This window comes from Pseudomonas donghuensis, from assembly GCF_000259195.1.
In the GTDB taxonomy this organism is placed as follows: domain Bacteria; phylum Pseudomonadota; class Gammaproteobacteria; order Pseudomonadales; family Pseudomonadaceae; genus Aquipseudomonas; species Aquipseudomonas donghuensis.
Map to the genome: position 1 here is coordinate 260,279 of NZ_JH650757.1, position 20,538 is coordinate 280,816.

17 protein-coding genes are annotated in these 20,538 nt (G+C 64.2%); 9 read left to right on the forward strand and 8 right to left on the reverse strand.

Annotated elements, in window-relative coordinates:
- The first annotated feature begins 79 nt into the window (after positions 1-79).
- From UW3_RS0103510 to pcaC, 6 genes are all read left to right on the forward strand, one after another.
- Positions 80-940, forward strand: a complete 861-nt coding sequence (locus UW3_RS0103510) for a CoA transferase subunit A (protein WP_010220877.1) — start codon at positions 80-82, stop codon at positions 938-940.
- On the forward strand, positions 937-1,716 hold the full coding sequence (locus tag UW3_RS0103515; RefSeq protein ID WP_010220879.1) for a CoA-transferase subunit beta: 780 nt from the start codon (positions 937-939) through the stop codon (positions 1,714-1,716). The genes UW3_RS0103510 and UW3_RS0103515 overlap by 4 nt, the downstream gene beginning before the upstream one ends.
- A complete protein-coding gene (pcaF, locus tag UW3_RS0103520) occupies positions 1,713-2,918 on the forward strand; it encodes a 3-oxoadipyl-CoA thiolase (protein ID WP_174242337.1) in 1,206 nt (401 codons plus the stop codon). Before UW3_RS0103515 ends, pcaF begins: the two co-directional genes overlap by 4 nt.
- 119 nt (positions 2,919-3,037) lie before the next feature.
- Positions 3,038-4,417 (forward strand): 3-carboxy-cis,cis-muconate cycloisomerase, encoded by a 1,380-nt coding sequence (locus UW3_RS0103525; RefSeq protein WP_010220883.1) that lies wholly within the window; start codon positions 3,038-3,040, stop codon positions 4,415-4,417.
- Between the two features lie 11 nt (positions 4,418-4,428).
- On the forward strand, positions 4,429-5,226 hold the full coding sequence (pcaD, locus tag UW3_RS0103530) for a 3-oxoadipate enol-lactonase (protein WP_010220885.1): 798 nt from the start codon (positions 4,429-4,431) through the stop codon (positions 5,224-5,226).
- 2 nt (positions 5,227-5,228) lie between these two features.
- On the forward strand, positions 5,229-5,621 hold the full coding sequence (gene pcaC / locus UW3_RS0103535) for a 4-carboxymuconolactone decarboxylase (RefSeq protein WP_010220888.1): 393 nt from the start codon (positions 5,229-5,231) through the stop codon (positions 5,619-5,621).
- A gap of 80 nt (positions 5,622-5,701) precedes the next feature.
- On the opposite strand, the gene UW3_RS0103540 is transcribed toward pcaC, so the two are convergent.
- Positions 5,702-6,226, reverse strand: a complete 525-nt coding sequence (locus UW3_RS0103540; protein ID WP_010220890.1) for an Mpo1 family 2-hydroxy fatty acid dioxygenase — start codon at positions 6,224-6,226, stop codon at positions 5,702-5,704.
- Positions 6,227-6,314: 88 nt separating this feature from the next.
- Here UW3_RS0103540 and UW3_RS0103545 point away from each other — a divergent pair, with 88 nt between their 5' ends.
- On the forward strand, positions 6,315-7,004 hold the full coding sequence (locus UW3_RS0103545) for a Crp/Fnr family transcriptional regulator (RefSeq protein ID WP_010220892.1): 690 nt from the start codon (positions 6,315-6,317) through the stop codon (positions 7,002-7,004).
- Here UW3_RS0103545 and UW3_RS0103550 read toward each other — a convergent pair.
- From UW3_RS0103550 to UW3_RS0103560, 3 genes are read right to left on the reverse strand one after another with little or no spacing between them, the layout of a single operon-like run.
- The gene (locus UW3_RS0103550; protein WP_010220894.1) at positions 6,976-8,577 is read right to left on the reverse strand and encodes an arylsulfatase; all 1,602 of its coding nucleotides are present in this window, start codon (positions 8,575-8,577) and stop codon (positions 6,976-6,978) included. The genes UW3_RS0103545 and UW3_RS0103550 overlap by 29 nt on opposite strands.
- A gap of 9 nt (positions 8,578-8,586) precedes the next feature.
- The gene (locus UW3_RS0103555) at positions 8,587-9,411 is read right to left on the reverse strand and encodes an ABC transporter ATP-binding protein (RefSeq protein ID WP_010220896.1); all 825 of its coding nucleotides are present in this window, start codon (positions 9,409-9,411) and stop codon (positions 8,587-8,589) included.
- On the reverse strand, positions 9,408-11,003 hold the full coding sequence (locus UW3_RS0103560; RefSeq protein WP_010220898.1) for an ABC transporter permease: 1,596 nt from the start codon (positions 11,001-11,003) through the stop codon (positions 9,408-9,410). The genes UW3_RS0103555 and UW3_RS0103560 overlap by 4 nt, the downstream gene beginning before the upstream one ends.
- A gap of 278 nt (positions 11,004-11,281) precedes the next feature.
- On the opposite strand from UW3_RS0103560, the gene UW3_RS0103565 reads away from it, so the two are divergent.
- A complete protein-coding gene (locus tag UW3_RS0103565; protein WP_010220899.1) occupies positions 11,282-12,325 on the forward strand; it encodes an ABC transporter substrate-binding protein in 1,044 nt (347 codons plus the stop codon).
- Here UW3_RS0103565 and UW3_RS0103570 read toward each other — a convergent pair.
- Positions 12,282-13,208 carry a LysR family transcriptional regulator gene (locus UW3_RS0103570; RefSeq protein WP_010220900.1) on the reverse strand — a complete coding sequence of 309 codons (927 nt, stop codon included), beginning with the start codon at positions 13,206-13,208 and terminating at the stop codon, positions 12,282-12,284. The two genes, UW3_RS0103565 and UW3_RS0103570, sit on opposite strands and share 44 nt — an antisense overlap.
- A gap of 182 nt (positions 13,209-13,390) precedes the next feature.
- Between UW3_RS0103570 and UW3_RS0103575 the strand changes: the two genes are divergently transcribed.
- A complete protein-coding gene (locus UW3_RS0103575; protein ID WP_010220902.1) occupies positions 13,391-14,296 on the forward strand; it encodes a TauD/TfdA dioxygenase family protein in 906 nt (301 codons plus the stop codon).
- A 110-nt stretch (positions 14,297-14,406) separates the two neighbouring features.
- Here UW3_RS0103575 and UW3_RS0103580 read toward each other — a convergent pair whose 3' ends face one another.
- The 3 genes from UW3_RS0103580 to UW3_RS0103590 all read right to left on the reverse strand — a co-directional run bounded on the left by UW3_RS0103580 (position 14,407) and on the right by UW3_RS0103590 (position 20,535).
- On the reverse strand, positions 14,407-15,612 hold the full coding sequence (locus UW3_RS0103580) for an OprD family porin (RefSeq protein WP_420220022.1): 1,206 nt from the start codon (positions 15,610-15,612) through the stop codon (positions 14,407-14,409).
- Positions 15,613-15,931: 319 nt separating this feature from the next.
- Entirely contained in the window at positions 15,932-17,386 is a 1,455-nt protein-coding gene (locus UW3_RS0103585) for an AdeC/AdeK/OprM family multidrug efflux complex outer membrane factor (RefSeq protein WP_010220906.1), read from the reverse strand.
- Positions 17,383-20,535, reverse strand: coding sequence for an efflux RND transporter permease subunit (locus tag UW3_RS0103590; RefSeq protein ID WP_010220908.1), 3,153 nt, complete (start codon positions 20,533-20,535; stop codon positions 17,383-17,385). The genes UW3_RS0103585 and UW3_RS0103590 overlap by 4 nt, the downstream gene beginning before the upstream one ends.
- Positions 20,536-20,538 lie beyond the last annotated feature (3 nt).

The window sequence follows — 20,538 nt, forward strand, 5'->3', positions numbered from 1 at the left end:
ACCTTAATCTGAACCCACACCCGGCGCCGCCCAAGGCGTCTTGAAACCGACCCCGACTCAGCATATCCAGGAGTCTGCAATGGCTGAAATCCTCTCGCTCCACGACGCCGTGAAGCAGTTCGTCAACGACGGTGACAGCGTCGCCCTCGAAGGCTTCACCCACTTGATTCCGACTGCCGCTGGGCATGAAATCATTCGTCAGGGCAAGAAAGATCTGACTCTGGTACGCATGACACCTGACCTGATCTACGATCAGCTGATCGGTGCCGGTTGCGCCCGCAAGCTGATCTTCTCCTGGGGCGGCAACCCGGGTGTCGGCTCCCTCCATCGCCTGCGCGACGCTGTTGAAAAGCAGTGGCCGCAGGCGATGGAAATCGAAGAGCACAGCCACGCGGACCTGGCCAACGCCTACGTTGCCGGCGCCTCCGGCCTGCCGTTCGCGGTGCTGCGTGCCTACGCCGGTTCCGACCTGCCGAAGGTCAACCCGCTGATCAAGAGCGTCACTTGCCCGTTCACCGGCGAAGTGCTCGCCGCCGTGCCTTCGGTGCGCCCGGACGTCACCGTGATCCACGCGCAAAAGGCCGACCGCAAGGGCAATGTGCTGCTCTGGGGCATCCTTGGCGTGCAGAAGGAAGCGGCATTGGCGGCCAAGCGCTGCATCGTCACCGTCGAAGAGATCGTCGATGACCTCCAGGCACCGATGAACGCCTGCGTGCTGCCGACCTGGGCGCTGTCTGCGGTATGCCTGGTGCCGGGGGGCGCGCATCCATCCTATGCCCATGGTTACTACGAGCGTGACAACCGCTTCTACCAGGCTTGGGACCCGATTGCCCGCAACCGCGAAAGCTTCACGGCCTGGATCGACCAGTACATTCGCGGCACCGCCGACTTCACTGAATTCAAGGCAAAACTGGCCAGCGCTGCGGAGGTTGCACAATGAGCTACTCCACCAATGAAATGATGACCGTTGCCGCAGCCCGTCGCCTGCGCAATGGCGCGGTATGTTTCGTCGGCATCGGCCTGCCGTCCAAGGCCGCCAACCTGGCGCGCCTGACCTCGTCGCCCGACGTGGTGCTGATCTACGAATCCGGCCCGATCGGTGCCAAGCCGAGCGTGCTGCCGCTGTCGATCGGTGACGGCGAGCTGGCCGAAACCGCCGACACCGTGGTGCCGACCGGTGAAATCTTTCGCTACTGGCTGCAGGGCGGGCGCATCGACGTGGGCTTCCTCGGCGCTGCCCAGGTCGACCGTTTCGGCAACATCAACACCACCGTGGTCGGTGACTACCACCAGCCAAAAGTGCGCCTGCCCGGTGCCGGTGGCGCGCCGGAGATCGCCGGTTCCGCCAAGCAGGTGCTGATCATCCTCAAGCAATCGAACCGCGCATTTGTCGACAAGCTCGACTTCATCACTTCGGTCGGCCATGGCGAAGGCGGCGATTCGCGCAAGCGCCTGGGCCTGCCGGGTGAAGGGCCGGTCGGGATCATCACCGACCTGTGCATCATGGAGCCCGAAGCCGGCACCCATGAGTTCGTCGTCACCTCGATCCACCCGGGCGTGACCCGCGAACAGATCGTTGCCGCCACCGGCTGGGCCATCCGCTTTGCCGACGACGTGCAGATTACCGCCGAGCCGAGCGCAGTCGAGCTCAACGCCCTGCGTGACCTCGAAGCGCGCACCGCCAGCGCCCACGGCCAAGCGCCAGGAGAAGCCTGATGCGTGACGTATTTATCTGCGACGCCATTCGCACCCCGATTGGCCGCTTCGGCGGCGCCCTGGCCGGCGTGCGCGCCGATGACCTGGCGGCGGTGCCGCTCAAGGCGCTGATCGAACGCAACCCGCAGGTGCAGTGGGCGCAGCTCGATGAAGTGTTCCTCGGTTGCGCCAACCAGGCCGGTGAAGACAACCGCAACGTCGCGCGCATGGCGCTGCTGCTGGCGGGTTTGCCAGAAAGCGTGCCCGGGGTGACCCTCAACCGCCTCTGCGCCTCGGGCATGGACGCGGTGGGCACGGCCTTTCGCGCCATCGCCAGCGGTGAAATGGAGCTGGCGATTGCCGGTGGCGTCGAGTCGATGTCCCGTGCGCCGTTCGTCATGGGTAAGGCTGACAATGCCTATTCGCGCACCATGAAGCTGGAGGACACCACCATCGGCTGGCGCTTCATCAACCCGCTGATGAAGGCTCAGTACGGGGTTGATGCGATGCCGCAGACCGCCGACAACGTCGCCGATGACTACCAGGTATCACGTGCCGATCAGGACGCCTTCGCCCTGCGCAGCCAGCAGCGTACCGCCGCGGCCCAGGCTGCGGGCTTCTTCGCCGAGGAGATCGTGCCGGTGCGCATCGCCCATAAAAAGGGCGAGACCGTGGTCGAGCACGACGAGCACCCGCGCGCCGACACCACCCTTGAAGCCCTGGCCCGGCTCAAGCCGGTCAACGGCCCGGACAAGACCGTCACCGCCGGCAACGCCTCAGGGGTCAACGACGGCGCTGCAGCGCTGCTCCTGGCCTCGGCCGAGGCCGTGAAAAAGCATGGCCTGACCCCGCGGGCGCGGGTGCTGGGCATGGCCAGTGCCGGCGTTGCGCCACGGGTCATGGGCATCGGCCCGGTACCGGCGGTGCGCAAGCTGACCGAGCGCCTGGGCGTGGCGGTGGCCGATTTCGATGTCATCGAACTCAACGAAGCCTTTGCCAGCCAGGGCCTGGCCGTGTTGCGCGAACTCGGCCTGGCCGACGATGCACCGCAGGTCAACCCCAACGGTGGTGCCATTGCCCTCGGTCATCCGCTGGGCATGAGCGGCGCGCGTTTGATCCTCACCGCCTTGCACCAACTGGAGAAATCCGGCGGGCGCAAAGGCCTGGCGACCATGTGTGTCGGCGTCGGCCAGGGCCTGGCCCTGGCCATCGAGCGGGTGTAAAACAATGACCCCGAGCCGCCGGCCTCCACGCAAGGTTGGCGGTCTGGGGTGATTGTTCTGTGGATCGTGGATGTTACTGGGTGTATCTAGACTCTCTGTAGTTCCAAGAGAAAGTAGCCATGACTTCAGCCTATTTGAAGCAACGACCGGGCAATCAGCTGTTCGATGCCTATTTCACCGCGCCAGCCATGCGCGAGATCTTCTGCGACCGTGGCCGGGTGCAGGGCATGCTCGATTTCGAAGCGGCCCTGGCCCGTGCCGAAGCGGCCACCGGGGTCATCCCTCAGGTGGCCGTGGCAGCGATCGAAACCGCCTGCCATGCCGAGCGCTACGACTTTGCCGCGCTGGCCGAAGCCATTGCCGTGGCCGGCAACTCGGCCATTCCGCTGGTCAAGGCGCTGGGCAAGGTGATTGCCAGTGGCGTGCCGGAGGCCGAGCGTTATGTGCACCTGGGCGCCACCAGCCAGGATGCCATGGACACCGGCCTGGTACTGCAACTGAGGGCGGCACTGGCGTTGATCGAAACGGATCTGGCGCGCCTGGCCGATGCCCTGGCTCGCCAAGCCCTGACCTACGCTGAGACGCCCTTGGCCGGTCGCACCTGGCTGCAACATGCCACGCCGGTCACCTTGGGCATGAAGATCGCAGGCTGGCTAGGCGCGTTGAGCCGCCACCGCGAGCGCCTGCAGGAGCTCAAGCCACGCGTGCTGACCCTGCAGTTTGGCGGCGCCTCCGGTACCCTGGCGGCGCTGGGCGACAAGGCGCTGCCGGTGGCTCAAGCCTTGGCCGCAGAGCTGAAGCTGACGCTGCCCGAGCAGCCCTGGCACACCCAGCGCGATCGCCTGGTGGAGTTCGCTTCGGTGCTGGGCATGATTGCCGGCAGCCTTGGCAAACTGGGCCGCGATGTCAGCCTGCTGATGCAGACTGAGGCAGCCGAGGTGTTCGAGCCGTCGGCGCCAGGCAAAGGCGGTTCTTCGACCATGCCGCACAAGCGCAACCCGGTCGGCGCCGCCGTGTTGATCGGTGCTGCCACCCGCGTGCCGGGCCTGCTCGCCACGCTGTTTGCCGCCATGCCCCAGGAGCACGAGCGCAGCCTCGGCCTGTGGCATGCCGAATGGGAAACCCTGCCGGAGATCTGCTGCCTGGTGTCCGGTGCATTGCGCCAGGCACAGATCATCGCCGACGGCCTGGAAGTGGACGCCGAGCGCATGCGTCGCAACCTCGACCTGACCCAAGGGCTGGTCCTGGCCGAAGCTGTCAGTGTGGTGCTGGCCCAACGCCTGGGCCGTGACCGCGCCCACCATTTGCTGGAAACCTGCTGCCAGCGTGCCGTAGCCGAACAGCGCCAGCTGCGGGCCGTGCTTGGCGACGAGCCGCAGGTCAGCGCTGAACTTTCGCCCGACGAACTCGATCGTCTGCTCGATCCAGCCCACTACCTTGGCCAGGCCCGAGCCTGGGTCGAGCGAGCGCTGGCTGAACATCACCGCATCAATGCCTGAAGGAGGCTGCAGTGGCACAGGTACAACTCGCCGATGGCGTACTCAACTATCAATTTGAAGGCCCGGAACACCTGCCGGTGCTGGTGCTGTCCAACTCCCTGGGCACCGACCTGCACATGTGGGACACCCAGGTACCGGCCCTGACCGCGCATTTTCGCGTGCTGCGCTATGACACCCGCGGCCATGGCGGCTCGCTGGTCACCCAGGGGCCGTACAGCATCGAGCAACTGGGGCAGGATGTGCTGGCCCTGCTCGATGCCTTGCACATTGAACAGGCGCATTTCTGCGGCCTGTCCATGGGCGGGCTGATCGGCCAGTGGCTGGGGATCAATGCCGGTCACCGGCTCAAGCGCCTGATCGTCTGCAACACTGCGGCCAAGATCGGCACGCTGGAAACCTGGAACCCGCGCATCGAGATGGTCCTGCGTGATCAACAAGCGGCGATGGTTGGCCTGCGTGATGCGTCGATCGAGCGCTGGTTCACCCCGGGTTATGCCGCGGGCAACCCCGAGCAGGCCAAGCGGATTACCGATATGCTCGCCGCCACTTCGCCTGAGGGTTATGCGGCTAACTGCGGGGCAGTGCGCGATGCTGATTTCCGTGATCAGTTGGGCGAGATCAAGGTGCCGCTGCTGGTGATTTCCGGCACTCACGATGCGGTCACGCCGCCGTCGGGCGGGCGCTTCATCCAGGAGAACGTGGCGGGCGCCGAATACGCCGAGTTCCATGCCGCACACCTGTCCAACGTTGAAGTCGGTGCGCCGTTCAGCCGCCGGGTGATCGATTTTCTGCTGGCCCGTGAGGAATGACCGTGGACGAGAAACAACGTTATGAGGCCGGCATGCAGGTGCGCCGCGCGGTGCTTGGCGACGCCCATGTCGACCGCAGCCTGAACAACCTGAGCGAGTTCAATAGCGAGTTCCAGGAAATGATCACTCGCCACGCCTGGGGTGATATCTGGACCCGTCCGGGCCTGCCCCGGCATACCCGCAGCCTGATCACCATCGCCATGCTGATCGGCATGAACCGCAACGAGGAGCTGAAACTGCACCTGCGCGCGGCGGCCAACAATGGCGTGACCCGTGAAGAGATCAAGGAAGTGCTGATGCAGAGCGCGATCTACTGCGGCATCCCGGCGGCCAATGCGACCTTCCACCTGGCCGAGTCGGTGTGGGATGAGTTGGGGGTTGAGTCCAGGGGCTGACCTTCAGGGCTTCATCGCTGACAAGCCAGCCATACCTGTGGGAGCTGGCTTGCCAGCGATGGGCTGCAAAGCAGCCCCAATCAGACCGCCGCCTTCTTCTGCCGAATTGCCACCGGTCCGACAGTGTCTTCAATGGCTTTTTTCAGCTCCAGGCGCATGCCCAGCAAGAACCCCAGTTCCGCCACCACGAACAACGGCCCGATGACCAGGCCCATCAGGTCATCGACAAACGCCGGCTTGCGCCCTTCATAGTGGTGGCCGACAAACTGGATCACCCAGCCGATCACGAACAGCGCCAGCCCCGCACCCAGCCACAGCAGGGTGCTGTGCATCGCCAACGCCTGCCCGGCCCACAGGCACAAACCGAGCAATACCGCCATCAGCAGGCCCAGGCGTTGATCCAGGCGCAGGTAGAACCCGCTGCTAACCAGCGCTACCAGCAACGCCGGCGACACCCAGACGCCACCCAGGTCGACCCCCGGTCGTGACAGCAAAACGGTCACCGCCACGACAATCAGCGGAATACCGATAAAATGGGTGACGATGTTGCGCGGGTCGCGGTGGTAGGCGGCGTATTGACTCAGGTGTTCGACCAGGTTTTTCATTGTTGTTCCTCCTGTAGGTGGCTTGAGCATGTCCTACAGATTTCCGCCTGTCTGTCGCCTAGCCGACAGAGTTCACCTGCGAGGCGCTATGCGCGAAACCCTGCTGCAAGGTCATTGGTTCCAGGCATTGCCTCCCCGCTTTCAGGATAGCCTGTTAGCGCTGGCCCGGCAGCGCGAGCTGGCGGCCGGGCAATACCTGTTCCAGCGCGGTGATGCGCCGTGCGGGCTGTATGCGCTGCTCGACGGGGCGATGCGCGTGGGGGCGGTGGCTACCGATGGCAAAGAGGCGCTGTTGACCCTGATCGAAGCGCCGCACTGGTTCGGCGAGATCAGCCTGTTCGACGGCCAGCCGCGTACCCACGACGCCCAGGCGCTAGGGCCGACCCGGCTGTTGTGGATACCCCAGGCGCCGTTACTCAACCTGCTCGAACAACAGCCACGGCACTGGCGCGATGTGGCCTTGCTGATGAGCCATAAACTGCGCGTGGTGTTTGTCGCCCTCGAGCAGCAGAGCCTGTTGGCCGCCGCGCCAAGGGTGGCCCATCGGCTGCTGCAGATCGCCGCCGGTTATGGCGAGTTGCGGGGCAGCCGGCGCGTGCTGCAACTGTCCCAGGAGCAGTTGGCGCTGATGCTCTCGCTGTCGCGCCAGACCACCAATCAGATCCTCAAGTCGCTGCAGCAGGAGGGCGCCTTGCGCCTGGGCTATGGCGAGATCGAAATCCTCGACCTCGCACGCCTGCAGGTGCTGGCTAGTCCGCCTGGAACGGTGACTGACTGAGGATGACCCCGGTCTGCTCGACGTACTTTTGCCATTCGCCCAGCAGCGCCTGCAATTTTGCCGGTTGTGCCTGGGCCAGGTCGTTGATTTCCCCCGGGTCGCTGGCCAGGTCGTAGAGCTGCCAGGTGGCCGGGCCGACCGGGCCGGGGATGTAAACAGCTTTCCAGTGGCCCTGGCGAATCGCCCGGCGGCCGAACAGTTCCCAGCCGGTGACGGTGTTTTCGTCGTGCACCTGCTCGGTCTCGCCCGACAGGTAGCCCAGCCAGGACTTGCCGCGCAGCGGCGCCACGTCACGGCCGCGCCAACGCTTGCCGGGGTGGCGCACGCCGGCAAGATCAAGCAGGGTCGGGGTGATATCCATCACCGTGCTGAACTGATGGCTGATCTGGCCCTGGCGCGCTAGCGCCGGGTAATGCACCAGCGCCGGCACGCGAATCCCGCCCTCGCTGGTGAAGGCCTTGTACAGCCGCGACGGTGCGGTGGCAGCCTGCGCCCAGTGCGGGCCGTACCAGACGTAGGAGTTGGCCCGGCCGATGTTCTCCAGGCTGTTGTCGTAGTGCTGGTCGAGGTAGCTGGCCAGTTGCGGGCCGAACTTGGGGAAGGCTTCGAGCAGCGCGCCTTCGGCGCCGTTATCGGACATGAACAGCACCAGGGTGTTGTCGAGCAGGCCCTGGTTGCGCAGATAGTCCAGCACCCGGCCAATGTTCCAGTCCATGCGCTCGACCATCGCCGCGTACACCTCCATCGCCCGCGCCGAACGCTGGCGTTGTTCATCGCTGAGACTGTGCCAGTGGTTGTCCACCGGATGGGCCTGGGTATCGGCGCCGATCAGGCCCAGCTGGCGCAGTTTTTCCAGGCGCTCCTGGCGCAGCACTTCGGGGCCGGCGTCGTAGCGGCCCTGGTAGCGCGCCACCACCTCGGCGGGCGCCTGCAACGGCCAGTGCGGCGCCGAGAAGGGCAGGTAGGCGAAGAATGGCCGGCTCTGGTCGCGCTCCTTGAGGTACTGCAGCAGCTTGTCGCCGAAGGCATCGGAGGAATAGAAATCCTTGGGCAGCTCTTCGATAAAGGCCTGGTCTTCGATGTACAGCGCTGGCGTCGATTTGAGCAGGCCTGGGGTCTGATCGTCGTAGGTCGGTTCAAAGCCATAGTGGTTGGCCGCGCCGGGCAGCAGGGCGAAGGAGCGTTCAAAGCCGCGGGCCTGGGGCGCCAGCTCGGCGGTCAGGCCCAGGTGCCATTTGCCGCTCATCAGGGTCTGGTAACCGGCATCGCGCAACAGCTCTGGCAAGGCCACCACGCGGTCGTTGAGGTAGCCTTCGTAGCCCGGCTTGCCGATCAGCTCCGGGGTCAGCGCTTCGGCCATGGTACCGATGCCAGCGATATGGTGGTCGGTACCGGTCAGCAGCATCGAGCGGGTCGGCGAGCAGGTCGGCGCAGTATGAAAATCGGTCAGGCGCAGGCCGGCAGTGGCCAGCTTGTCGAGGTTCGGCGTGGCGATTTCACCGCCGAAGGCGCCGAGGTCGGAGAAGCCCAAGTCGTCGGCAACGATGACCAGAAAGTTGGGGCGTTGGCTCATGGTCGGTTCTCAGTAGGCAAGGTAGGTCAAAGGCAGGTCGCGGATCTGTTCCAGCGCCGGCGGCAGATAGCGTTCGTCGGCGGTCAGTTCGTGCAGCAGGTCTTCGCGCAGACGGTGGAAGGCGTAACTGCCGCGTTGGCGCGGGTGCGCCAGGTCGATGTCGACGATGCGCTTGATCCGCCCGGGGCGCGGCTCCAGGACCACCACGCGGTCGGCGAGAAACAGCGCTTCTTCGACATCGTGGGTCACCAGCAGGGTGGTAATGCGTGCCCGCTCGCGAATCGCCAGCAGCTCGTCCTGCATCTGCTGGCGGGTCAGCGCGTCGAGGGCGCCGAAGGGTTCATCGAGCAACAAGATACGCGGGCTGGCCACCAGGCCACGGGCAATCGCCACACGCTGGGCCATGCCGCCGGAGAGCTGGTGCGGGTAGGCCTGGCTGAAGTCTTGCAGGCCCACCAGGGCGATGTACTGGTCGATGCGTTGCTGGCGCTGCTCGCTGTTCAGCGGCGCGTTGACCAGGCCCAGGGCGATGTTTTGCGCCACGCTCAGCCAGGGGAACAGACGGTGCTCCTGAAAGACGATGCCGCGTTCGCTGCCGATGCCATTGAGCGGCTGGCCGTCGATCAGGATCTGCCCCTGGTAGTCGTTGTCCAGGCCGATCAGCAGGCGCAGCAGGGTGGATTTACCGCAGCCACTGGCGCCGACGATGGCGACGAACTCACCGTCGGCGATTTGCAGGTTGAAGTCGCGGATGGCTTCCAGCTCACCGCCGGCCACGGCGAAGTGTTTGCCGACCTGATTGAAACTGACCAGGGCAGGGGCGATGGCGTTCATGCTCGTCTCCAGCGCGTGGCGCGCAATTCGAGGTGTTGTCCGAGGGCACCCAGGAGTGCGCCGGTAAGGCCGACCAGGAGCATCCCGGCCATGATGATGTCCATGCGCAGCAACTGCTGGGCGCCGATCATCAGGCTGCCGATACCGCCGCCCGAGGGCATGAAGTACTCGGCGCCGATGGTGCCCAGCCAGGCGTAGATCAGGCCGATGCGCAGGCCGGCGAAAATCCCCGGCGCCGCTCCCGGTAGTACCAGCCGGCGCAGACGCTGGGCCAGGTTGAGGTGCAGCACGCGGGCGGCTTCTTCCAGTTGTGGCGAGCGGTTGGCCACGGCCCGTTGGGTGGCGATGAACAACGGGAAGAACGCCGCCAGGCCAACGAATACCCACTTGGCCAGCTCACCGAGACCGAACCAGGCGGTCAGCAGCGGTACCCAGGCGAAGATCGCGATCTGCCGTAAGCCGGCCAGGCTCGGCCCGAACAGGCGTTCGGCGGGCGTCGACAGCCCAAGCCACAGGCCCAGGGCAAAACCCAGGCTGCCACCGAGCAGCAGGCCGCCCAAGGCCCGACCGACACTGATCGCCAGGGCGCCGCTGAGCGAGCCGTCGAGCAGGCCGTTGCCGGTAGTCTCCAGGACCTGCAGCGGGGCGACCAGAATCTGTGTGTCGACCCAGTTCAACTGGTTGGCCAACTGCCACAGCGCCAGCAGTGCCAAGGGCAGCAGCAAGGCCTGCAGGCGCTGGCCACCGTGCAAGCGCGACACCCGCAGTTCGGCGCTGGACGGGTGCGGCCAGTGCACCAGACGCCGCTCGAGCCAGCTCAGGCCACGGTCCATGACAAAACCCAGCAGGCCAATGACCAGGATGCAGACAAACACGATGTCGAGCATGAACAACTGCCGGGCCCAGACCATCAGGTAACCGATGCCTTCACTGGAGGCCAGCAGTTCCACCGCCAGCAACGATGTCCAGCCGGTGGCCAGGGCCAGGCGCACGCCGGCGAGAAAGGCCGGCAGCGCCGCCGGCACAATCAGTTTGCTGATCAGCAGGCGCGGCGGCAGGCGCAACACCGTGGTCGCTTCGCGCAGCCGTGGCTGGGCATCGCGCACGCCCACCAGGGTATGCAGGGTTACCGGCACGATGATCGCCTTGACCAGCACCACCAGCTTGAGCACCTCGCCGATGCCGAACAGCACCATGAACAGCGGCACCCAGGCCAGGGTCGGGATCTGCGCCAGGGCATTGAAGGTTGGCAGTACCAGGCGTTCGGCGCGACGGCTGAAACCCAGCCAGGCACCGAGCAGGGCGCCACTGGCAACTCCCAGCAACAGGCCCAGGGCCAGGCGTTGCAGGCTGATCGCCAGGTGCGTCCACAGTTCGCCCCGGGCCAGCTCCACAGCGCTCTGCCAGACCAGGCTCGGCGCTGGCAGTATCTGTTCGCTCATCCACAGGTTGCGGCTGGCCAGCCACCACCATGCGGCCAGCAACAGGGGCAGATACCAGGCCTGCAGGCGACGCAGGGGCAGGCCGTCGAACAGTCGCATGCGGCCTGGCGGGCTGGCCAGTGGCAGGCTGGAAAGTGAAGCTCGGGCCATGGAAACCTCTGCGAGTTGAAATTTGCTTATTCTTAAATTGAATTACAGCTTTGAATATCAATTCGTTTAGGTGATAAGAATCTGCATTTAAAGCTGCTGTCACAACGCGCAGCCAATGCATTCGAAGCATATTTTTCTTGTGCCTGATGCATGGCGCGCTGGAACGCCCGTAGAACGGCTTTTATGCTTACAAGTTATTAAAATGTAATTTATTAGTATTTATTTACTGGTCTGGGTTGTCGGTAGCGTGGCCGCACCATTACAAGGAGTCGCGTGCCATGAACCTGTCGATCAACCGTGTGTTCAATCTGTTTGCCGTTCCCGCCCTGGCCGCGGTGGTCGGCTGGCTGCCGCCGGCCCAGGCTGGCGAGGTCAGGGAAATCCGCATCGCCGTGCCCGACCTGAGCGCCGGCACCCAGCATTCCGGCGGCGGTGTGACCGACGTACTGCGCGACCAGCAATTGCTGGAAAAAGCCTTCGCCGCCGATGGCATCAGCATCCAGTGGAACTACTTCAAGGGCGCGGGCCCGGTGATCAACGAGGCATTCGCCAACGGTCAGGTCGACTTTGCCTACCTCGGCGACCTGGCGGCGATCATCGGCAAGGCCAATGGCCTCGACACCCGTCTGCTGGCCGCCACCGGTCGCGGCATCAAGCACTACCTGGGGGTGGCGCCGGGCAGCAACATCAAGACCCTGCAAGACCTCAAGGGCAAACGCGTGGCGGTGTTTCGCGGCACCGCCACCCAGCTGTCGTTCGACGCCGCCCTGGCCAGCCAGGGCCTGAGCGAGAAGGACCTGAAAGTCATCAACCTGGATTTCAACGCGGCGATCGCCGCCCTGGCTGCCAGGCAGATCGACGCCACCTGGGGCTCGACCGGCATCAGCGCCCTCAAGCAACGCGGCCTGGCCGAGTTGCCCTTGAGTACCCGTGACTTGGGCGGCGCCGGCAATGTGCAGGCCGTGCTGGTGGGCTCCGGGCGCTTTGTCGACGAGCATCCGGAACTGGTGGAAAAACTCCTCGCTACCCAGGAAAAGGCCGTGCACTGGCTGACCCGGGACGACAACAAGGAGGCGTACATCCAGCTGGTCTCGGGGCTGGCCAGTTACCCGCCAGCGATCCTTCAGCAGGACCTGCAGCACGAGCAATTGAGCAAGATCTTCCCTTCGACCCTGGATGCCGACTTCCTGGCCAAATTGCAGGCGTCGGTGGACTTGGCCGCCGAGCAGCGGTTGATTCGCAAACCGTTCAACGTCGAGCAGTGGCTGGCGCCCCAGGCTATCCGGCCAGCACCTGCACCTCTGGCTGCCGATCGAGGCTGATCAGGGTTTCGATCATTGCCCGGGCGGCGGGCGAAAGGCGATAACCGCTGCGGCTGACGATACCGCAGCGGGCATTGAGGCTGTCGAGGTTGGCCGGCAGGTTGCGCCAGTGCAGGCGTATCAGGCGGCCCTGTTCGATGTCCTCGGCAAAGGCTTCTTCGGTGCCGATACCAATGGCGTCGGTGCCCAGCACGATCTTCACCAGGGTCGGCAGGTGCTCGGTCTGCACCTGCGGGGCGAAGTCGGTCTTGCCGCTGAGGTTGGCCAGCAGCTTGCGCACCCCCGGCGGGATCAGGGTGGTGGCCAGCGGGTAGTCGAACATGTCGTTGGTCGACAGGCTGTCCTTGGCCAGCAGCGGGTGCCCCGGACGGCAGAAGAACAGGCCGCGGCGCGGGCTCAGCGGCTGGGTCTGGAAGTTCGGGTCGGCCTCGAAATGACGGATGTCGGCGACGAAGAACTCGATCTCTTCTCGACTCAGCGCGCGGCTGAGTTTTTCCCAGTTATCCACGTCGAAGCAGGTGCGCACCTTGGGGTGGGCGCCGAGAAAGCGTGCCACCGCCTGCGGCACCAGGTGCACCGCAGGCGCCGGGCCGCAGCCGAAGCGCAGCTCGCCGGCATCGAGCTTGGTCATCTGCTGCACTTCGCTGTTCAGCTGTGCTGCGCCTTGCACCAGGCGCAGGGCGTGCTGCAGCACCACCTGGCCTTCGGGCGTGGGGCGCAGGTCCTTGTTGGCGCGATCGATCAGCACGCAGCCGAACTCCTGTTCCAGGCCCTGGATGCTGCGGCTGAAAGCCGGCTGGGTGATGCCCATGGCATCGGCGGCGCGGACAAAACTGCGGTGTTCAGTGAGGGCGATGAAGTAACGCAGTTGGCGAAGATCCATATGCTTTCCCGGCATTCCAAAAATACGGCGAAGGTATTTGCCGCCGCGCAGGCTCAGGTTTTAAATGCAAGCTCTTATTCCGTCAATGAAGCATCTGTTTATTTGTTAGAGCTTATTTGCATATCAATAGAGCAGAGGTTTCAACGCCGCTTCGCGCAACCTAGCCAGATGAGGGTCAAACCATGAGCAATGCCGCACGTGCTGTAGCACCTGTCACCCACGCGCTGGATATCCACCCGGTGGCCGGGCGCATCGGTGCCGAAATTCGCGGGGTCCAGTTGAGCGCCGACCTTGAGCCCGCCGTGATCGAAGCCATCCAGGCCGCCCTGGTGCAACACAAGGTGGTGTTCTTCCGCGCCCAGACCCACCTCGATGACCAGGGCCAGGAAGCCTTCGCCCACCTGCTCGGTGAGCCGATCGCCCACCCGACCGTGCCAGTGCGCGAAGGCACGCGTTACCTGCTCGAACTCGATGGCGGCGAAGGGCGCCGGGCCAATTCCTGGCACACCGACGTGACCTTCGTCGATGCCTACCCCAAGGCGTCGATCCTGCGCTCGGTGGTGGCGCCCGCATCGGGTGGCGACACGGTGTGGGCCAATACCGCCACGGCTTATCAGGACCTCTCTGCAGAACTGCGGGCCCTGGCTGACCAGCTCTGGGCGGTGCACAGCAACGAGTACGACTACGCCGCAGCCAAGCCCGATGTGAGCCTGGAACAACTGGAAAACTACCGGAAGATCTTCACATCGACGGTGTACGAAACCGAGCATCCGGTAGTGCGTGTGCACCCGGTCAGCGGTGAGAAGAACCTTTTGCTCGGGCACTTCGTCAAACGCATCAAGGGCTACTCGCAGAGCGACTCGGCGCACCTGTTCAACCTGCTGCAAAGCCATGTCACGCGCCTGGAGAACACCGTGCGCTGGCGTTGGCAGGCCGGTGACGTGGCGATCTGGGACAACCGCGCGACCCAGCACTATGCGGTCGATGACTACGGCACCCAGGGCCGCGTGGTGCGCCGGGTGACCTTGCAGGGCGATGTACCGGTGGGGGTGGCCGGGCAGCGGAGCCGCACCACACGCGGGGCTTGAAGTAATCGCGGGGCAAGCCCGCTCCTACAGTCCAGGTGTTGTGCACAGCGGACATTGTGGGAGCCGGCGTTGCCGGCGATGGGCTGCGTAGCAGCCCCAAGGCAGAGGTTTCAGAGAATACTGATCGGGTAACTGATGATCAGCCGGTTCTCATCAAAGGTATTGGTGCTGTAGTCCCGGCGCATGGTCGAGTTACGCCATTTGACCGACAGGCTCTTCAACGTCCCGGACTGGATCACATAGGCCAGCTCCGATTCCCGCGCCCATTCCTTGCCATCGGTAATGGCGCCGGTGTGCACGTTGTCGCCGCTGATGTAGCGGTTCATCAAGGTCAGCCCGGGCACGCCGAGGCCGGCGAAGTTGTAGTCGTACCGCAACTGCCAGGAGCGTTCCTGGGCGTTGTCGAAGCTTGAGTTGTAGCTGTCGTTGGCCAGGGTGCCGCCACTGGTGCCGTTGACCCGCATCCAGGCATCGTCGCCGCTGACTTTCTGCAGGCCGAGGTAGAAGGTGTTGGCGCCGTATTTGGCCGAGAGCAGCGCCGAGGCGGTGCGGTTGTCCAGCTTGCCGGCGCGTTCGGCGCCGTCTTCCTTGCCGATGAAGTAGCCGAGGTTGGCGCCCAGGGTCCAGTCGCCCACAGGCTGGCTGTGCACCAGGTTGATGTACTGTTGGTTGTAGATGTCTTTGAGCTCGGCATTCCACAAACCGATCATCGTGCGCTTGTCGTTGAAGCTGTATTCGCCACCGGCAAAGTTGAAGCGGTCGGAGGTGAAGGCCGCCCGGCCGTTCATCGACATGTCTTCCATGCTCGCGTCATTGCGTGGGCTGTTACCGCGAAACTGCCCGGCATACAGGGTCAAGCCGGCGATCTCCTGCGAGGTGATCTGCCCGCCGCGGAAGGTCTGCGGCAGCGAGCGGCCGTCGTCCGAGCGCAGGATCGGCAGCACCGGCATCCATTCGCCAACTTTCAGTTCGGTGTTGGCGATCTTCGCTTTCAGCGCTACGCCCAGGCGCCCGAAGTCATCGGCTGGGCGCCCGTCATCGTGTACCGGCAACAAATGCGTACCCTTCGTGCCCTTGCCGCCATCGAGCTTGACCGAGTACAGGCCCAACACATCGACACCGAAGCCGACCAGGCCTTGGGTAAAGCCGGAGCGGGCGTCGAGGATGAAACTCTGGGTCCATTCCTCGGCCTTGCCCTGGGGGTTGGCCGGGTCGACGAAGTTGCGGTTGATGTAGAAGTTGCGCAGGTTGAGGCTGGCCTTGGCGTCCTCGACAAAGCCGCCTTCGGCCGCCAGGGCGGGCAGGGTGCAAGTCATGGCCAGCAAGCCGGGAAGCAGGTGTCGTGCGGGTGTGGTCATCGTTTGATGTCTCTTGTTTTTATGTAAGCCGAAGCCATCCGCTGCGACGGTTGGAGGTCACAGGCCGGGCTACGATCTTTTGGGGGTACGCTTTGGAAAAGCTGCGAAGCGATGGTGCGGCGGCGGGCGGGGATGAATCAATTCGTTGCAGGCGGAATTGGGCGATAATCGAACGGTAACTGGTTGGTTAATTCATCATCGTGGGGCAAGCCCGCTCCTACAGGCGATTGCATAAAAAAGCCCACCGCAAGGGTGGGCTCTTTCACAACGCAAACACTCAGCCTTTCGGCGTCTGGGCCGCAGCCTGCTGCTGCGCCTGACCGGTCTGCTCGTACCAGCCGCCACCGAGGGCCTTGTACAGGTTGACCTCGCTGACCAACTGCGACAGGCGATCACTGATCAACGACTGCTGGGTGTTGAACAGCTGACGCTGGGCGTCGAGGAAGGTCAGGTTGCTGTCGATACCGATGCGGTAGCGACGCTCGGCCAGACGGTAGTAGTCCTGGTTGGCGGCAACCAGGTCACGTTGGGCCTGCAACTGCTGATTGAAGGTCTGGCGCGCGGCGAGGCCATCGGAGACTTCCTGGAAGGCGGTCTGGATGGTTTTCTCGTACTTGGCGACGTTGATGTCCTTCTGGATCTTCGAGTAGTCGAGGCTGGCACGCAGGGCACCGGCATTGAAGATCGGCAGGTTGATCTGCGGCTGGAACAGCCAGGTGCCCGAGCCACCCTTGAACAGGCCGCCCATGTCCGGGCTCAGGGTCCCGGCGTTGGCGGTCAGGCTGATGCTCGGGAAGAACGCCGCGCGGGCCGCGCCAATGTTGGCATTGGCAGCCTTGAGCAGGTGTTCGGCTTCCTGGATGTCCGGCCGGCGTTGCAGCAGGTCGGACGGCAGGCCCGCCGGCACTTCGGCCAACAGGTCGCTGTCAAGATTCTGCGCCGCCGGCAGGTTGGCCGGCACGCCGGTGCCGAGCAGCACGGTCAGGCTGTTGAGGTCCTGGGCAACCTGGCGCTGGAACTGCGCCAGCTTGACCCGCGCACCTTCAACCGACGTGCGTGCCTGGCTCAGGTCCAGGGCCGAAGCGACCCCCACTTCATTGCTACGCAAGGTCAGCTGGTAGCTTTCCTCGTAGGTCTTGAGGGTCTCTTCGGTGAGCTTGAGCAGCGCCTGGTCGGCCTGCCAGGTGAAGTAGGCGTTGGCCACACTGGCCACCAGGCTGATCTGCGTCGAGCGCCGCGCTTCTTCGCTGGACAGGTAGATCTCCAGCTGTTGCTCGGTCAGGCTGCGCACCCGGCCGAACAGGTCGAGCTCGTAGGCGCTGACCCCAAGGGTCGCCGAGTACTGGCTGCTGATACTCGATTCGCCGGTTTGCGACATGTTCGCCGGCATCCGCTGACGGCTGCCGCTGCCATTGGCCGAGACCGCCGGAAACAGATCGGCCCGCTGAATGCGGTACTGCGCCCGGTAGGCATCGATGTTCAGCGCCGCGACCTTGAGGTCGCGGTTGTTGACCAGCGCGGTCTGGATCAACTGCTGCAGCGCCGGGTCATGGAAGAACTGACGCCAGCCCTGTTCGGCGGCGGCCACCTCGGCCGACTCGGTCGGCGAGTAGGCAGGGCCTTGCGGCCACTGCGCGGCCACCGGCGATTCCGGGGTCTGGTAGTCAGGGATCAGCGAGCAGCCGCCAAGAATGAAAGCGGTTACTGCCAGGGACAACAGGGACTTACTCATTGCCCGGCCTCATAGCGTGGAGTTTCAGGGGTGGCGTCCTCTTCGGGCTTCTTGCTACCGAACAGCGACGACACGCTTACAAAGAACAATGGCACCCAGAAGATTGCCAGTACGGTGGCGGTCAGCATGCCGCCGATAACCCCGGTACCGATGGCGTGCTGGCTGCCCGAGCCTGCGCCACTGGAGATGGCCAACGGCACCACGCCGAGGATGAACGCCAGCGAGGTCATGATGATTGGCCGCAGACGCATCCGGCAGGCTTCGATGGCCGCATCCATCAGGCTGCGGCCCTGCTCGTGCAGTTCCTTGGCGAATTCGACGATCAGGATCGCGTTTTTCGCCGCCAGGCCGATGGTGGTCAACAGCCCCACCTGGAAGTACACGTCGTTGGACAACCCGCGCAGGCTGGTGGCCAGCAGCGCACCGATGATCCCCAGCGGCACCACGAGCATGACCGCGATCGGAATCGACCAGCTTTCATACAGCGCCGCCAGACACAGGAACACCATCAGCAGCGACAGGGCGTACAGCGCTGGCGCCTGGGAGCCGGACAGCCGCTCCTCGTACGACAGGCCCGTCCAGGAGTAACCGATACCCGCCGGCAGTTGCGCGGCCAGGCGCTCGACCTCGAGCATGGCTTCACCGGTACTGTAGCCAGGGGCTGGCGCACCGAGGATTTCCATGGCTTCTACGCCGTTGTAACGCGACAGCTTCGGTGCCCCGTAGATCCACTCGCCCTTGGCGAAGGATGAGAACGGCACCATCTCGCCAGCGGCGTTGCGCACGTACCACTTCTGCAGGTCTTCCGGGCTCATCCGCGCACCGGCTTCACCCTGGATGTAAACCTTCTTGACCCGGCCGCGGTCGATGAAGTCGTTGACGTAGCTGGCACCCAGGGCAATCGACAGGGTGCTGTTGATGTCGGCGATGGTCACGCCCAGGGCACTGGCGCGCTCGTCGTCGACGGTCAGCTGGTACTGCGGCTCATCGTTCAGGCCGTTCGGGCGTACTGCCGAAAGGATCTTGCTCTGTGCGGCCATGCCGAGGAACTGGTTGCGCGCTTGCATCAGTTTTTCATGGCCGACACCGGCACGGTCTTGCAGGAACACGTCAAAACCGGTGGCGTTACCCAGCTCCAGTACCGCCGGTGGGGCGAAGGCGAACACCATCGCATCGCGGAAGCTGAAGAAGTGCTGCTGGGCACGGTTCGCCAGGTTGAACACGTTGTTCTCGGCAGAGCGCTCGCCCCATGGCTTGAGCATGATGAAGGCCATGCCCGAGCTCTGGCCACGACCGGCGAAGTTGAAGCCGTTGACGGTGAACACCGAGGCAACGGTATCGGCTTCCTTGTCGAGCAGGTAGCTGCGCATTTCGTCGATCACCACCTGGGTGCGCTCGGCACTGGAACCGGCCGGGGTCTGCACCTGGGCGAACAGTACGCCCTGGTCTTCTTCAGGCAGGAACGCCGTCGGAATGCGGGTGAACAGCCAGATCATGCCGACCACGATCAGCAGGTAGGCCAGCAGGTACGGGGCCTTGTGCCGCAGCATGTTGCCGACGCCGCGCTCGTAGCTACGCACGCTGCGGTCGAAGTTGCGGTTGAACCAGCCGAAGAAGCCGCGCTTGGCAACGTGGTGCTCGCCCTTGGCAATCGGCTTGAGCATGGTCGCACACAGCGCCGGGGTGAAGATCAGGGCCACCAGTACCGACAGGGCCATGGCCGAGACGATGGTGATCGAGAACTGTTTGTAGATCACGCCGGTGGAGCCGCCGAAGAAGGCCATGGGCAGCAGTACCGCCGACAGCACCAGGGCGATACCGACCAGGGCGCCCTGGATCTGGCCCATGGACTTCTTGGTCGCTTCTTTGGGCGATAGCCCCTCTTCGGCCATCACCCGCTCGACGTTCTCCACCACGACGATGGCGTCGTCCACCAGCAAGCCGATGGCCAGCACCATGCCGAACATGGTCAGGGTGTTGATGCTGAAGCCCGCCGCGGCAAGGATGCCGAAGGTACCCAGCAATACCACCGGTACGGTCATGGTGGTGATGATGGTGGCGCGGAAGTTCTGCAGGAACAGGTACATCACCAGGAACACCAGCACGATCGCTTCGATCAGGGTGTGGATTACCCCGCTGATCGACTCGGTCACGACCGGAGTGGTGTCATACGGGAACACCGCCTTCATGCCTTCCGGGAAGAACGGCTCCAGGTCGGTGATGGTCTGGCGCAGGGCCTTGGCGGTATCCAGGGCGTTGGCGCCAGTGGCCAGTTTTACCGCAAGGCCGGAGGCCGGCTTGCCGTTGAACTGGGCGCTGATCGCGTAGTTCTCACCACCCAGGCCGACCTTGGCGACATCGCCCAGGCGCACCTGGGAGCCGTCACGGTTGACCTTGAGCAGAATCTTTTCGAACTGCTCGGCGGTTTGCAGGCGGGTCTTGCCGATGATCGTGGCGTTGAGCTGGGTGCCTGGCAGGGCAGGCAGGCCGCCGAGCTGGCCGGAGGACACCTGGACGTTCTGCGCGGCCACGGCGGTACGCACGTCGACCGGGGTCAGCTGATACTTGTTCAGCTTGGCCGGGTCGAGCCAGATACGCATGGCGTACTGGGCACCGAACACCTGGAAGTCACCGACACCGGCAGTCCGCGAGATCGGGTCCTGCATGTTGGAGACGATGTAGTTGGCCAGGTCATCCTTGGACATGCTGCCGTCTTCGGATACCAGGCCGATCACCAGCAGGAAGTTCTTCACCGCCTTGGTCACGCGGATACCCTGCTGTTGCACTTCTTGCGGCAGCAGCGGGGTGGCCAGGTTCAGCTTGTTCTGCACCTGGACCTGCGCAGTGTCTGGGTTGGTGCCCTGCTCGAAGGTCGCGGTAATGGTCATGCTGCCGTCGGAGTTACTTTCCGACGACACATAACGCAGGTTGTCGATACCGTTGAGCTGCTGCTCGATCACCTGCACCACGGTGTCCTGCACGGTCTGCGCCGAAGCGCCCGGGTAGGTCACGGCGATGGCGATGGCCGGTGGCGCGATGCTCGGGTACTGGTTGATCGGCAATTTGAGGATCGACAAGGCGCCGACCAGCATGATCACCAAGGCGATCACCCAGGCAAAGATCGGGCGATCGATAAAAAATCTCGACATGGT